This is a genomic window from Pectobacterium sp. IFB5596, assembly GCF_021432585.1.
Taxonomy (GTDB): Bacteria; Pseudomonadota; Gammaproteobacteria; order Enterobacterales; family Enterobacteriaceae; genus Pectobacterium; species Pectobacterium punjabense.
Window position 1 is genome coordinate 147456 of record NZ_LXFY01000003.1, and the last position, 14208, is coordinate 161663.

The window sequence follows — 14208 nt, forward strand, 5'->3', positions numbered from 1 at the left end:
GTGCGACTTAGCGCAACAGCAATCTCACGCTTCGGTGGGGCCTCCCTCGGGCTGCGCAGCAATATGAATTCGCGACTATCGCCAGACGACGCTGTCTGGCGCAATGGCCGATACAAAGAAAATAAGAAGAGAGAGAACAGCATGAGTGAAAGTGTGGAAAATCAGGTGCCGCAGACGCCTCAAAGAAACAAGAAACAGCAGCGCAAGCGTGTGTTATCGCTGCTGACATTTATTTTCGTCGTGCTGGGCTGTGCCTGGCTGGTTTACTGGTTCCTGGTGCTCAGGCATCACCAAAGCACTGACGACGCCTACGTCGCAGGCAACCAGATTCAGATCATGGCGCAGGTTACGGGTAGCGTCACTCATGTGAACGTCGACAACACGGATTTTGTGAAGCAGGGACAGGTGTTAGTGGAGCTAGACCCCACCGATGCACAGCAAGCATTCGAGCGCGCAAAAACCGCATTGGCTAATAGCGTACGCCAAACGCATCAGCTAATTATCAACAGCAAACAATATCAGGCCAACATTGAACTGCGTCAGACTGAACTGAACAAAGCACAAAGCGACTTAAGCCGCCGTGAAGCACTGGGCAGCGCAAATGCTATCGGGCGTGAAGAAGTACAGCATGCTCGCGATGCCGTCGCAACCGCCAAAGCCGCGCTGGAAGTTGCCAGGCAACAATATCAAGCAAATCAGGCAATGATTCTGGATACGCCGCTTGAGAAGCAACCCGCTATACAGCAAGCTTCTGTAGAAATGCGCGATGCCTGGCTGGCGCTACAGCGCACCAAAATCGTCAGTCCGATTGACGGCTACATCTCACGCCGCAGCGTGCAGATTGGTGCCCGGATTTCCTCGGCCTCAGCATTGATGGCTGTGGTGCCCGCCAATCATCTGTGGATCGATGCTAACTTCAAAGAGACACAGTTAGCCAACATGCGCATCGGCCAACCCGCTACCGTGATCGCGGATATCTACGGTGACGATGTCGTGTATCAGGGAAAAGTGGTCGGCCTCGATATGGGGACCGGTAGCGCGTTTTCTCTGCTGCCAGCCCAGAACGCGACCGGAAACTGGATTAAAGTCGTCCAGCGCCTACCTGTGCGTATTGAGATCGATCCGAAGCAGGTCGCCGAGCATCCGTTACGTATCGGCCTGTCTGCTTTAGTGAATGTCGATACCGCCAATACCGAAGGCAGCGCGTTAGCAGAAACGTCACGCACCACACCAGCCTACCAAAGTGATGCGCTGACGTTGGATCTCACCCCCGTTAACCAAGACATTAGCGCCATTATTCAGGCGAATGCCGGTTAATCGACCAGGAGAGAAACGTGCAGAGAAAACCGCTTAAAGGCGCGAGTCTGGCCTGGATGACCGTTGCGCTGTCGCTGGCAACGTTCATGCAGGTACTGGACTCCACCATCGCCAACGTCGCTATTCCGACCATCGCCGGTAATCTGGGTGCGTCCAATTCACAGGGAACGTGGGTTATCACCTCGTTCGGGGTCGCTAACGCCATCTCTATTCCTATCACTGGCTGGCTAGCCAAGCGGTTCGGTGAAGTCCGCCTTTTTCTATGGTCAACCGCGCTCTTCGCCCTGACCTCCTGGCTGTGTGGTGTGTCCACCAGCCTGGAAATGCTGATTTTCGCCCGTGTATTACAGGGGATCGTTGCCGGGCCGCTGATCCCGCTGTCACAGAGTTTATTGTTAAGCAATTATCCCCCCGCGAAACGCAGCATCGCGCTGGCGCTGTGGTCAATGACCGTAGTCGTTGCGCCGATCTGTGGCCCCATTCTGGGCGGCTGGATTAGCGATAACTATCACTGGGGCTGGATATTCTTCATTAACGTCCCACTCGGTATCGCGGTGGTGTTTATCGCGCTGCAAACGCTGCGCGGGCGGGAAACCAAAACCGAGATCAGGCCTATCGATACCATCGGGCTGGCGTTGTTAGTTGTCGGCATCGGTAGCCTCCAGATGATGCTCGACCGCGGCAAAGAGCTGGACTGGTTTAACTCGACGGAAATCATCACCCTCACCGTGGTGGCGGTGATTGCGATCGCGTTCCTCATCGTCTGGGAACTGACAGACGACCACCCGGTGGTGGATTTGTCGCTGTTTAAATCGCGTAACTTCACCATTGGCTGTCTATGTATCAGCCTCGCCTATATGTTTTACTTCGGGGCGATCGTACTCTTGCCGCAGCTATTGCAGGAAGTGTATGGCTATACCGCCACCTGGGCTGGACTGGCATCCGCGCCCGTTGGGCTGATGCCAGTAGTGCTGTCGCCGATCATCGGTCGATTCGCACCGCGTCTGGATATGCGCAAACTGGTGACGTTCAGCTTTATTATGTACGCCGTCTGCTTCTACTGGCGTGCATATACCTTCGAGCCGGGCATGGATTTCGGCGCGTCAGCCTGGCCGCAGTTCGTGCAGGGGTTTGCCGTCGCCTGCTTCTTCATGCCGCTGACGACCATCACGCTGTCTGGCCTTCCGCCTGAACGTTTGGCTGCCGCATCAAGTCTGTCGAACTTTGCCCGAACGCTGGCAGGCTCGATCGGAACCTCACTGACCACCACGCTCTGGACGCAGCGGGAATCACTGCACCACGCGCACCTGACGGAATCGATCACACCGTATAATCCGATAGCGCAGGAAACGTACCAACAGCTTCAGGCAATGGGGATGAGCCAAACGCAGGCCTCGGCTTACATCGCAGAGCAGATTACGGCGCAGGGGCTGATTATCTCTGCCAACGAGATCTTCTGGGCTGCTGCGGGCGTATTTCTGGTGCTGCTGGTGCTGGTCTGGTTCGCTAAACCGCCTTTTACCACCGGTGGCGGAGGCGGTGGCGCGCACTAACCTATCAGAATCCCCCTCCCCTTTCGGCCAGTCATTGGCCGAAAGGGAACTCTCTTGCCACATCCTACCTTTCCCTGATTAATCGACTGTTTCCCCAATTGTTATAGCGCGATAGCGAATAAGGATTTACAGATTCGGGATAAACATATTTTCACATTCCGATTACAATGCGCCTCTTTTATTCGGGGATTGAGTGGTTCTTCTATGTCACAGGTTTTACATTTCATTTTGGCAACGACCGCCATTTTTTTACTGGCCTTACTCGTCAGTCACGACAGAAAACGCATCCGACTGCGTTTTATTGTGCAACTGCTGGTGATTGAAATTTTACTGGCCTATTTCCTTTTGCATTCCAGCATCGGGCTTAACGCGATTAGCTCCTTTGCCGGTTTGTTTGAAAAGCTATTATCTTTCGCCAACCAGGGGACCGATTTTGTGTTTGGCGGGATGAACGCACAGGGACTTTCCTTTATTTTCCTCAACGTACTCTGTCCTATCGTCTTTATTTCCGCGCTGATTGGAATTTTGCAGCACTGGCGCATTTTACCGCTAATCATCAAAGGCATCGGCACACTGCTGTCCAAAGTTAACGGAATGGGGAAACTGGAGTCATTTAACGCCGTGAGTACGTTGATGCTTGGGCAATCGGAGAACTTTATCGTCTATAAAGGCATCATCGCTGATATGTCACCACGGCGGATGTACACGATGGCCGCGACAGCGATGTCAACGGTTTCCATGTCAATCATCAGCGCCTACATGACTATGTTGGACGCTAAGTATGTCGTTGCAGCCCTGATTCTGAATATGTTCAGTACCTTTATTATTCTGTCGATCGTCAACCCTTACCAGCCTGACGACGAACCGGAACTGAAGCTGGAAAAGCTGCATGAAGACCAGAGCTTCTTTGAAATGCTGGGGGAATATATTCTTGCTGGTTTTAAAGTCGCGATGATTATTATGGCGATGTTAATCGGTTTTGTGGCCTTGATTGCCGCCGTTAATGCGCTGTTCAGCACCGTCTTCGGCATTAGTTTCCAGGCTATCATGGGCTATGTTTTTTCACCGCTGGCTTGGCTGATCGGCATTCCGTCTTCCGATATTCTGAATGCGGGCAGTATTATGGCAACCAAACTGGTGGCCAATGAATTCGTTGCCATGATTGAACTGAAGAAAATCGCGGCAGAGATGTCGCCACGCGGTCTGGGAATTCTGTCTGTCTTCCTGATTTCCTTCGCCAACTTTGCGTCAATCGGCATTATTGCAGGGGCCATCAAAGGGCTGAATGAAGCACAGGGCAACGTGGTATCGCGCTTCGGTCTGAAGCTGGTTTACGGTTCTACGCTGGTGAGCTTACTGTCTGCGGCAGTAGCGGGACTGGTGCTGTAGTCCTTTATCATAAATAGATAGGTTAAAAACCATCATACTAATGACAGAGTCACATATTAGGGGAAACACGGGGATGAGGTTCCCGCAGGGACGCCTCACCTCGTGGTAGCCCCGAGTATCTCGATCTCATCGCGATGGTTTTTGACAATATCATCAGCCCCTGAAAAGGGGCTGATGAAAAAATCAGAACGCGACGCAGACGGGTGCATCAATCCGCATGACGGATTCCTGCGCGAAACGTGATTTGTAGGTGGTACGCAGCGCTTCAATATCACGCTCTTTATCAGCGCCGTGAATCAACATCAGCGCCTTGCTGTTCTCTCTGGCAACCAGTCCATTGTTCCCCAACCATTGTCCTTTGGCATCAAACACCGTTAGCCCTTCTTTAAAGCGTGGCGTCACCTCACCGTCCAGGAATGCTTTCCACTCGGCATCAGAAATCACCGGGCCAGCAGGACGATTCAAACCAAAATACAGCGTAGTTTGTACCTGTTTGTCGCCAATCTGGCATACATCAGCGCTTGCTGCTGCGGCAACAGCAGTGGATGAACGTGGCAACGAACTGCAACCACTTGCCAGCAATGCACCCAACAGTAACGATATCGCGACAACTTTCTGCTTTTTCTGCTTCATCGATCGTTCTCTCATCAGTGGTGATGCCTTCTCAGAGGGGGATTGCCCTCTGAGAATCGGCACGTGATATCAGGCTTGGTTCTGCCGCCACCACTCGGACAGCAAAATGCCCGTTGCGACTGAAATGTTCAGGCTTTCAACCTTACCAGTACCGCCGATAGAGACTTTCACGTCCCCTTGTTGCCAAGCGCTATCCGACAGGCCATCACCTTCCTGACCCAGCACGATCACGGTTTTCGCCGGAAGCGTCGCTTTCGACAGTGCGGTCCCTTTATGGCTCGAGGTGGTCACGATGGTGTAGCCTGCGTGACGGAATTCAGCGAGTACAGACAGGAAATCGTCAGCGTTGATCGCTTTAACGTGTTCCGCACCGCCTTCTGCCGTGCGTACCGCCGCACCGGATTCCAGCAGTGCAGCATCCTGAACCAGCACGCCTTTCACACCGAAATGCGCGCAGCTACGCATAATACCGCCGAGGTTGTGCGGGTTACCCACATCTTCCAGCGCCAGCACACAGTCACTCTCGCCAACCGTTTTCAGATACTCTCGCACATCCAGTCCCTGACGCTTTTTAATCAGGAAACAGACGCCACCGTGGTGCTCAGTACCGGAAGCCTTAATCAGCTCTTCCTCTTCCACAACGTGATAAGCCTTGCGGTTTGCCGCCATCCAGCGCAGTGCATCGCGGAAACGCGGCGTCACTTCTTGCAGGAACCAGGCACGAACGATCACTTCAGAGCGGTTTTTAAACAGCGCCTGACAGGCATTTTCACCGTAGACACGCGTTTCTTCCTGACGCTGGCGACGCAGTTGCTCAGGATCGATCTGGCTCTTGCCAGTAATACCGCCATGATCCGGCGTATCGCTATCGCTTGGCGCACGAGACACGGTTTTCCACGGTGATTCATAACCCCCCGTATCTTCACCGCGCGGGCGACGAGGACGATCGCCGCTGCGTTCGTTACGATCTTTATTGCCCCATGGCGTTTTAGCACTGCTATCACCGTCGCGGGACGGGTTTTCCCGGGCATAACGCGGGTTAACATCACGCGGATGCTTCGGCTTTTCACGCTGATCGCGAGAGCCACCACCATCACGCCGATCGCCACGGCGATCTTTGTCAGCAGGGCGCTTGTTTTTATTCTCTTTCTCGCCCTCATCATCACTGCGGACGTACATCACACGGACTTTGCCGCTTTTACTATTGAATGAATCGCTCATTGTTCTCTCCACCTACGCGCTGGGCGCGAAGATTACCTTATGTACACCCGCTTAGCCACACGCTTGTGGTAAAAGAGCGCTAACAGTCAGAAGCTATTGTAGCTATTGGGCAAACCACGTTGTTGCCATAATGTCTCCCCACCATAATTTATTCACTCTTAAGCAACATGCCGTTGACGTTCCAATGCCGTATTACGCGCATTTTATCAGCGACATCTTTATTTTAGCCCTTTTATCTGAGGCACTGTTATGAATACGGTATGTGGATCTTGCCAAACAACCAATCGCCTGCCTGAAGCGCGTATTGATGACCATGCAAAATGTGGCCGTTGCGGAGAAACCTTATTCAGCGGTGACGTCATCAATGCGACAGAAACAACGCTCGATAAGCTGTTACAGGACGATCTTCCCGTTGTGGTCGATTTCTGGGCACCCTGGTGCAGCCCTTGCGTTAACTTTGCCCCTGTGTTTGAAAACGTCGCACAGGAGCGGAGCGGGAAAATCCGCTTTATTAAGGTCAATACTGAAGCCGAACCATCACTCAGCGCACGTTTCCGTATCCGCAGTATCCCTACACTCATGATCTTCAAACAGGGTCAGATGGTCGACATTCTCAACGGCGCGCTGCCGAAAGCGCAGTTTGAGGAGTGGTTGGATGAATCACTGTAGAATTACCGTATACCCTAAATAATTCGAGTTTCAGGAAGGCGGCAAGCGAGGGAATCCCGATGAGCTTACTTGAGTAAGTGATTCGGGTGACTGAGTGAAGCCAACGCACATGCAACTTGAAGTATGACGGGTATTATTGCCTCGCCTCTTTTGGTCAACCCGTCTGTCGATTAGAATGTCGTCTTTCTGAACCTGCTTCCCAATAATTAAAATGGAGCGGGTTCGTTGCAGAATCCCATGGCGTCATCTATTTCATGCTCAACCGCCCTTTCGTGAACAACAATGCCGTACTCCGCCTGCGTCAGCAACGTCTTGAGCAGTCAACCAAACCGTTTCGCGCCCGTGGCTGCCGCGTAGTTCGTTGTCAGCAGTGCTTATTACCCGAAACTAACTGCCTGTGCCACACGGTTCAGGCACAGCAATCCCGCAGCCGTGTGTGTCTGGTGATGTTTGATACCGAGCCATTAAAACCAAGCAATACCGGACGTCTCATCGCCGATATTCTGCCCGATACGCAGGCGTTTCGCTGGTCACGCACCGATCCCGATCCCGAGTTGCTGGCAACGCTGCAAGACCCAGATGTTCAGCCCTATCTGGTCTTCCTTGCCGATGCGGCGGAAGAAGGACGTCAGGTACTTCAACAACTTCCCGCAACAGAAAAGCCGGCCCTATTTGTCTTGCTCGACGGCACCTGGCCGGAAGCACGTAAAATGTTCCGCAAAAGCCCTTACCTGGATAACCTGCCAATTCTGTCGCTGAATGTAGAGGCACTTTCCCGCTATCAACTGCGTGAGGCCAGCAGCGCCGGGCAGCACTGTACCGCCGAGATCGCCATTGCCCTGCTCGCACAGGCGGGGGATCTTGTCGCGGCTGACGCGCTATCACAGCATTTTGATCGTTTCCGACAGCATTACCTGGCGGGGAAATCGCACCACCGTTTGCGGGAAAGTTTACCCATCGTCACAGCACAAGCGGCAGAAAGCGTTTAGTATCAAAGGGGATTGATGTGAAGGAGTGACGCATGAGCCAGCGCGGATTGGAAGCACTGTTACGCCCTAAGTCTATCGCCGTTCTCGGCGCATCAGAAAAACCGGGAAGAGCCGGTTTTCTGATGATGAAAAATCTGCTGGACGGCCATTTCAGCGGCCCCGTACTACCTGTTACGCCAAAATATCGTGCCGTTTGTGGCGTGCTGGCCTACCCCACTGTCGCCAGCCTGCCCATGACGCCTGACCTTGCTGTAATTTGTACCAACGCCAGCCGCAATCTGACGCTGTTGGAAGCGCTGGGGCAAAAAGGCTGTAAAACCGTCATCATCCTCTCCGCACCGCCGACCCAGTTCAGCGAGTTAAAGGCCTGCGCCGTGCGCTACCACATGCGCTTGCTTGGTCCTAACAGTCTCGGGCTACTCGCCCCCTGGCAAGGCCTGAACGCCAGTTTCTCTCCCGTTCCCATCATGAAAGGCAAGCTGGCATTTATTTCGCAGTCGGCCGCCGTTTCCAATACGATACTGGACTGGGCGCAGCAGCGCGGTATTGGTTTTTCCTATTTTATCGCGTTGGGCGACAGCCTGGATATCGATGTCGATGACCTGTTAGATTTTCTAGCACGCGATGGCAAAACCAGTGCGATCTTGTTGCATCTGGAACACATCAGCGATGCGCGTCGCTTTCTTTCCGCTTCCCGCAGCGCCTCCCGAAATAAACCTATACTGGTGATAAAAAGTGGTCGTAGCCAGCAGGCGCAGCAGTTGTTGAATGACCAGCGCCACGGCCTGGATGCCGCCTATGACGCCGCCATTCAACGCGCAGGCTTACTGCGGGTACGGGATACGCATGAGCTTTTTTCCGCGGTGGAAACCTTAAGCCACCTGCGGCCGCTGCGCGGTGAACGCTTGATGCTGGTGAGCAACGGTGCGTCGCCCGCCGCACAGGCGCTGGATCAGCTCCTCAGCCGACAAGGCAAGCTGGCACAGCTCAGCGAGGCGACCCAACAAGCACTACAGGAAGCGCTACCGCCAACCGTCACTATTGGCAATCCACTCGATCTGCGTGATGACGCGACCGCAGCCCGCTATCAGGCAGCAGTTTCGGTATTACTGGACAGCGATGAAGTCGATGCACTCTTGATCATTCACGCCCCCAGCGCCGCCGCACCCAGTACCGATAGCGCTGCGCAATTGATTACGCTCTTCCAACAACATCCGCGTGGGAAAAGAATTACGCTGCTGACCAACTGGTGCGGTGAATTCTCCTCGCAGGAAGCACGACGCTTGTTTAACGACGCAGGCATTCCGACCTATCGTACGCCGGAAGGCGCAGTTACGGCATTTATGCATATCGTCGAATATCGGCGTAATCAGAAACAGCTAAAGGAAACCCCAGCACTGCCGCTGAATTTAGGCATCAACGCCAGTCAGGCACATGCGCTGATTCATCAGGCGCTGTCAGACGGCGTGACTCAACTCGATACGCATGAAGTCCAGCCGATCCTACAAGCTTATGGTTTGGATACGTTACCCACCTGGATTGCTGGCGACAGTGCCGAAGCCGTTCATATCGCCGAGCAAATTGGCTATCCGGTCGCGATTAAGCTGAGATCGCCAGATATTCCACATAAATCGGAAGTTCAGGGGGTCATGCTCTACCTGCGAACTGCCAGAGAAGTCCAACAGGCGGCAGAGGCGATTCTTGACCGGGTGAAGCGCACTTATCCGCAGGCGCGCATTTACGGCCTGTTGGTGCAGAGCATGGCAAATCGTGCTGGTGCGCAAGAACTTAGGATTGCCGTTGAACAAGATCCCGTTTTCGGCCCATTGATTATGCTGGGAGAAGGTGGCGTTGAGTGGCGAGAAAAGCAGGCTGCCGTCGCACTGCCCCCACTGAATATGACGCTGGCTCGCTATTTGGTCTTGCAGGCAGTGAAAGGCGGCAAGATTCGGGAATACAGCGCGTTGCGCCCGCTCGATATTCCCGCGCTCAGCCGCTTGCTGGTTCAGGTTTCCAATCTGATTCTCGACTGCCCTGAAATTTCCCGGCTAGATATTCATCCTCTGCTCGCGTCAGGAGATACCTTTACGCTACTGGATGTCACACTGCATCTGACGCCGTTCAGTGGCGATCCGCAGTCGAGGCTGGCAATCCGCCCTTATCCCCATGAGCTAGAAGAAACGGTCGTCCTTAAAAATAGTGATGTTTGCCTGTTCCGGCCAATTTTGCCGGAAGATGAACCGCTGCTCAGCGCGTTCATTGCCAGAGTGACGAAGGAAGATCTGTATTACCGTTATTTCAGCGAAATTAATGAATTTACTCACGAAGACTTAGCCAATATGACACAAATTGACTACGATCGTGAGATGGCATTCGTTGCTGTGCGCCAGATCGGAGAAGAGACTGAGATTATAGGCGTAACGCGCGCGATTTCCGATCCAGATAATACGGATGCGGAATTTGCCGTGCTGGTACGATCCGATCTAAAAGGACTCGGCCTTGGCAGACGACTATTGGAAAAGCTGATTGATTACGCTCAAGCACATGGCCTCTCACGCTTGACGGGCATTACCATGCCGCATAATCAAGGTATGATTCAGCTTTCCAAAAAACTCGGTTTTCACATCGACGTACAATTAGAAGAAGGCATTGTGACGCTGGAATTACCGTTGAAGGAGTGAGCGGAAGACGTAACATGGCTCTTACAATGGGAATGGGATATCGGCCAACGGTAAAACAGACTCACTACAGCCGAAAAGTAATGGTATTATCGCCTATTCGGCTACTCCTTAACTTTTGATAATGACCAGAAGGTCATATACCCTGGCACAGCTCGAAGTATGATGGGTATAAACTGATGAGAGAAGAAACGCACTGTGATGCTGTCAAATTTTAAACGCAATAAATACCAACAGCACCTTGCACAACTGCCCAGAATTCCTCAGAACGCAGATGATGTTCAGACATTGCATTCGCCTGAGCTTTTCCGCACGACATTGATTAACGCCATTTTAAGCGCCAAGAAACGCATCTATATCGTGGCGTTGTATCTTGAGCGTGATGATGGCGGCATGGGAATTCTATCCGCAATTTATGAAGCCAAACGGCAGTGCCCAGAGCTGGATGTTCGCGTTCTGGTAGACTGGCATCGTGCTCAGCGTGGCAGAATCGGCGCGGCAGCAGAAAATACCAATGCCGATTGGTATTGTGATATGGCGAAAAAACATCCAGATACGCATTTCCCTATCTACGGTATTCCGGTCAACACACGTGAAGCGTTGGGCGTGCTGCACCTGAAAGGGTTCATTATCGATGACACTGTCATCTACAGCGGAGCCAGCCTGAATGATGTTTACCTGCATCAACATCAGAAATACCGTTATGACCGCTATCAGCTAATTCATAACCCAGCATTGGCTGAGACGATGGTGCAATATATCCAGACAATGCTGTCGGCTCCGGCAGTACAACGGTTAGATCATACCGATCGTCCGAAGAGTCTGGAGATCAAAAATGATATCAAACAATTCCGTCAGGCGTTACGTACCGCCAATTATATCGCCCCTGAACACAGCGCAAATGCGAACGAATTAACCGTCACGCCACTGGTCGGGTTAGGTAAGCAAAGCCCGTTGAATAAGACCATACATCACCTGATGTATTGCGCTAATGAACATTTGGTCATCTGTACCCCGTATTTCAACCTACCCGCTCTGCTGGTCAGAAATATCATCCGACTATTGCGGGACGGCAAAAAAGTAGAAATTATTATCGGCGATAAAACCGCTAACGATTTCTATATTCCAGAAGACCAGCCCTTCAAAATCATCGGCGCATTGCCGTATCTCTACGAGATCAACCTTCGCCGTTTCCTGAGTCGTCTGGAGCGCTATATTGAGAATCAGCAGCTTGTTGTGCGGCTATGGAAAGACGGTGATAACAGCTTCCACCTGAAAGGCATGTGGGTGGATGATAAGTGGCAGTTGCTGACGGGAAACAACCTTAACCCACGCGCGTGGCGCTTGGATCTGGAAAACGCCATACTGATTCACGATCCTCAGCAAGTACTGTTGCAGCAACGTCTGGATGAGCTGGACACGATAAGAACGCACACCCAGGTTGTAAAAAGCTATATGGAACTGGAAAGCATCGCGCAATATCCAGTGAAAGTCCGTAAGCTTATACGACGTCTGCGCCGTATTCGTATCGACCGGCTCATTAGTCGTATTCTCTAAAACTCGCGCTATACTTTAAAAAACCTCGGCTTCCGGGGTTTTTTATTATGGGGAAAGCTATGCGCGTACTGTGTATTGCCGCAATACTTTGCTGCTCGGGATGTAGCCATATCGCGCAAGATCGTTGGACAGGGCAGGATAAAGCCCAACACTTTCTCGCCTCAGCCGCCATCAGCGCAGCCGGGTATGAATATGGTACTCATCAGCGCTGGAGTGCAGATCGTAGCGGAGGATTCGGCATTATGGTGGCAATCAGCGTAGGCATGGCAAAAGAGCTTTATGATAGTCGGGAAGGCGGGACAGGATGGAGCTGGCAAGATCTTGTTTGGGATATAGCCGGTGCAACCACCGGCTATGCATTATGGCAATTATCTGAACACTAAAGCTTCATCCCTTTGCCTTTACGATGTAGCGTTAATGACACAATAAACGCAACCGCCCCCATCGCTGAGACATACCAAAAGAAAGCCGTTTCCATACCAAATGATTTCAGCGAAAGTGCAACATATTCAGCAGACCCACCAAACAGTGCATTAGCCACTGCATAAGATAAACCTACGCCTAACGCACGGACTTCTGGCGGAAACATTTCTGCTTTTAAAATGCCGCTGATAGACGTGTAGAAACTGACAATAATCAGTGAGAGCATCACCAGAGAGAAAGCAAGAACAGGGCTCGTCACACTCTGTAAAACCGTCAGAATGGGAACCGTCAGCAGTGCAGCAAGTCCACCGAAGCAGAGCATTGAACTACGGCGCCCCATTTTATCCGACATCGCACCAAAGAACGGTTGCAGCAGCATAAAGATAAACAGAGCAAGCGTCATTAGCCCGCTGGCGGTTTTCGCATGCATCCCTGCGGTATTCACCAGATACTTTTGCATATAAGTGGTGAACGTATAAAAAGCTAAAGAACCACCGGCCGTAAACCCCAGAACAGTAATAAAGGCGCGGCGATGTTTCCACAATCCAGCAAGAGAGCCGGCATCTTTGTGTTCGCGAGTTGATTTATCAGATGTTTCATTGAGAGAGCGGCGTAAATAAAGTGCAACAATTGCCAAAATAGCGCCGAGAGCAAAAGGAATACGCCATCCCCACGCCCGTAAGTCTTCATCGCTCAGAACCTGCTGCAATATGACCACCACTAACAGCGCCAACAATTGACCGCCAATCAGCGTGACATATTGGAAAGAAGCATAGAACCCCTTTCTTCCCTCAACCGCGACTTCACTCATATACGTTGCGCTGGTACCGTATTCGCCACCAACAGAAAGTCCCTGAAATAAACGGGCTAATAACAGTAAAAACGGTGCCCAGGTACCAATACTTTCATATCCCGGTAGGCAGGCAATAACCAGAGATCCAAAGCACATCATGCAAACCGAAATTAGCATTGAATTTTTACGACCATGCTTGTCAGCAATGTAACCGAAAAGCCAACCGCCTATCGGTCTCATTAAAAAGCCTGCTGCAAAAACCCCTGCGGTTTGTAGTAGTTGAGTCGTGGTGTTTCCCGAAGGGAAAAAGATATGGGCAAAATAGATTGAGCAAAAAGAATAAACATAAAAATCAAACCACTCAACCAAATTACCCGATGAAGCGCCAACTATAGCTCGGATGCGCTGGCGCGTATCTTTTGCATTTTCTGTTAGTTCAGTCATCTTATTTTATTCTCCTATTTTTCCGGGCATAAAACGATGCCCGCTATAGTAAAACAGTACTTAAACCCTGAGGCAAAAAGTTCCTGATTGTAATAATTTATTAATGTAGCGACGTAACTCTGCGGCTTTATTATATTTAGCGGGGATATAGATAAACGAATCGTTAATAAACAATACGTTAATTATTAATTTGACAGCAAAGAAGATAAATAGAGGTTTTATTTAGGTAAAAAGAAGGATCTAATATATTGAAATAGAAAAAAGGCCATCCTTAATAGGATGGCCTTCTTCTTAATTGAAACCTGGCAGTTCCCTACTCTCACATGGGGAAGCCCCACACTACCATCGGCGCTACGGCGTTTCACTTCTGAGTTCGGCATGGGGTCAGGTGGGACCACCGCGCTATCGCCGCCAGGTAAATTCTTTTTTAAGCCGAACATTAACCCAAATAACTGGTGCTGATACCCAGAGTCGAACTGGGGACCTCACCCTTACCAAGGGTGCGCTCTACCAACTGAGCCATATCAGCGCACCTGTATAAA

11 protein-coding genes, 1 tRNA gene and 1 rRNA gene are annotated in these 14208 nt (G+C 51.5%); 8 read left to right on the top strand and 5 right to left on the bottom strand.

The features are described 5' to 3' along the window. Positions 1 to 141: 141 nt before the first annotated feature. From emrA to A6301_RS05715, 3 genes are all read left to right on the top strand, one after another. Positions 142 to 1317 (top strand): multidrug efflux MFS transporter periplasmic adaptor subunit EmrA, encoded by a 1176-nt coding sequence (emrA, locus tag A6301_RS05705; RefSeq protein WP_205540134.1) that lies wholly within the window; start codon positions 142 to 144, stop codon positions 1315 to 1317. Positions 1318 to 1334: 17 nt separating this feature from the next. Then, entirely contained in the window at positions 1335 to 2870 is a 1536-nt protein-coding gene (gene emrB / locus A6301_RS05710) for a multidrug efflux MFS transporter permease subunit EmrB (protein WP_107171027.1), read from the top strand. Positions 2871 to 3074: 204 nt separating this feature from the next. Beyond that, the gene (locus A6301_RS05715; RefSeq protein WP_107171028.1) at positions 3075 to 4259 is read left to right on the top strand and encodes a NupC/NupG family nucleoside CNT transporter; all 1185 of its coding nucleotides are present in this window, start codon (positions 3075 to 3077) and stop codon (positions 4257 to 4259) included. Between the two features lie 183 nt (positions 4260 to 4442). Here A6301_RS05715 and A6301_RS05720 read toward each other — a convergent pair whose 3' ends face one another. Both A6301_RS05720 and A6301_RS05725 read right to left on the bottom strand, forming a co-directional pair. Then, the gene (locus A6301_RS05720; RefSeq protein ID WP_215483388.1) at positions 4443 to 4892 is read right to left on the bottom strand and encodes a DUF3574 domain-containing protein; all 450 of its coding nucleotides are present in this window, start codon (positions 4890 to 4892) and stop codon (positions 4443 to 4445) included. A 69-nt stretch (positions 4893 to 4961) separates the two neighbouring features. Then, the gene (locus A6301_RS05725; RefSeq protein WP_107171030.1) at positions 4962 to 6113 is read right to left on the bottom strand and encodes a tRNA/rRNA methyltransferase; all 1152 of its coding nucleotides are present in this window, start codon (positions 6111 to 6113) and stop codon (positions 4962 to 4964) included. Between the two features lie 249 nt (positions 6114 to 6362). Between A6301_RS05725 and trxC the strand changes: the two genes are divergently transcribed. The 5 genes from trxC to A6301_RS05750 all read left to right on the top strand — a co-directional run bounded on the left by trxC (position 6363) and on the right by A6301_RS05750 (position 12389). Further along, a complete protein-coding gene (trxC, locus tag A6301_RS05730; protein WP_107171031.1) occupies positions 6363 to 6782 on the top strand; it encodes a thioredoxin TrxC in 420 nt (139 codons plus the stop codon). Between the two features lie 254 nt (positions 6783 to 7036). Further along, entirely contained in the window at positions 7037 to 7771 is a 735-nt protein-coding gene (locus tag A6301_RS05735; protein WP_107171032.1) for a tRNA-uridine aminocarboxypropyltransferase, read from the top strand. Positions 7772 to 7803: 32 nt separating this feature from the next. Next, positions 7804 to 10452, top strand: a complete 2649-nt coding sequence (locus A6301_RS05740; RefSeq protein WP_234257315.1) for a bifunctional acetate--CoA ligase family protein/GNAT family N-acetyltransferase — start codon at positions 7804 to 7806, stop codon at positions 10450 to 10452. A gap of 198 nt (positions 10453 to 10650) precedes the next feature. Continuing rightward, positions 10651 to 12006 (top strand): CDP-diacylglycerol--serine O-phosphatidyltransferase, encoded by a 1356-nt coding sequence (pssA, locus tag A6301_RS05745; RefSeq protein ID WP_205543194.1) that lies wholly within the window; start codon positions 10651 to 10653, stop codon positions 12004 to 12006. Between the two features lie 59 nt (positions 12007 to 12065). After that, the gene (locus A6301_RS05750; protein ID WP_107171038.1) at positions 12066 to 12389 is read left to right on the top strand and encodes a YfiM family lipoprotein; all 324 of its coding nucleotides are present in this window, start codon (positions 12066 to 12068) and stop codon (positions 12387 to 12389) included. Here A6301_RS05750 and A6301_RS05755 read toward each other — a convergent pair. From A6301_RS05755 to A6301_RS05765, 3 genes are all read right to left on the bottom strand, one after another. Then, positions 12386 to 13666: an MFS transporter gene (locus A6301_RS05755; protein WP_234257316.1), complete on the bottom strand. Its 1281-nt coding sequence runs from the start codon at positions 13664 to 13666 to the stop codon at positions 12386 to 12388. The genes A6301_RS05750 and A6301_RS05755 overlap by 4 nt on opposite strands. Before the next feature lie 300 nt (positions 13667 to 13966). After that, positions 13967 to 14082: ribosomal RNA gene (gene rrf, locus A6301_RS05760) — 5S ribosomal RNA — on the bottom strand. 37 nt (positions 14083 to 14119) lie between these two features. After that, positions 14120 to 14195: transfer RNA gene (locus tag A6301_RS05765), tRNA-Thr, on the bottom strand. Positions 14196 to 14208 lie beyond the last annotated feature (13 nt).

Excerpts from the sequence above, each read along its gene's own strand:
- A6301_RS05715 (WP_107171028.1), top strand. The coding sequence starts at position 3,075 with ATGTCACAGGTTTTACATTTCATTTTGGCAACGACCGCCATTTTTTTA.
- trxC (WP_107171031.1), top strand. The coding sequence starts at position 6,363 with ATGAATACGGTATGTGGATCTTGCCAAACAACCAATCGCCTGCCTGAA.
- pssA (WP_205543194.1), top strand. The coding sequence starts at position 10,651 with ATGCTGTCAAATTTTAAACGCAATAAATACCAACAGCACCTTGCACAA.
- A6301_RS05725 (WP_107171030.1), bottom strand. The coding sequence starts at position 6,113 with ATGAGCGATTCATTCAATAGTAAAAGCGGCAAAGTCCGTGTGATGTAC.
- A6301_RS05740 (WP_234257315.1), top strand. The coding sequence starts at position 7,804 with ATGAGCCAGCGCGGATTGGAAGCACTGTTACGCCCTAAGTCTATCGCC.
- A6301_RS05750 (WP_107171038.1), top strand. The coding sequence starts at position 12,066 with ATGCGCGTACTGTGTATTGCCGCAATACTTTGCTGCTCGGGATGTAGC.
- A6301_RS05720 (WP_215483388.1), bottom strand. The coding sequence starts at position 4,892 with ATGAAGCAGAAAAAGCAGAAAGTTGTCGCGATATCGTTACTGTTGGGT.
- A6301_RS05735 (WP_107171032.1), top strand. The coding sequence starts at position 7,037 with ATGCTCAACCGCCCTTTCGTGAACAACAATGCCGTACTCCGCCTGCGT.
- A6301_RS05755 (WP_234257316.1), bottom strand. The coding sequence starts at position 13,666 with ATGACTGAACTAACAGAAAATGCAAAAGATACGCGCCAGCGCATCCGA.
- emrA (WP_205540134.1), top strand. The coding sequence starts at position 142 with ATGAGTGAAAGTGTGGAAAATCAGGTGCCGCAGACGCCTCAAAGAAAC.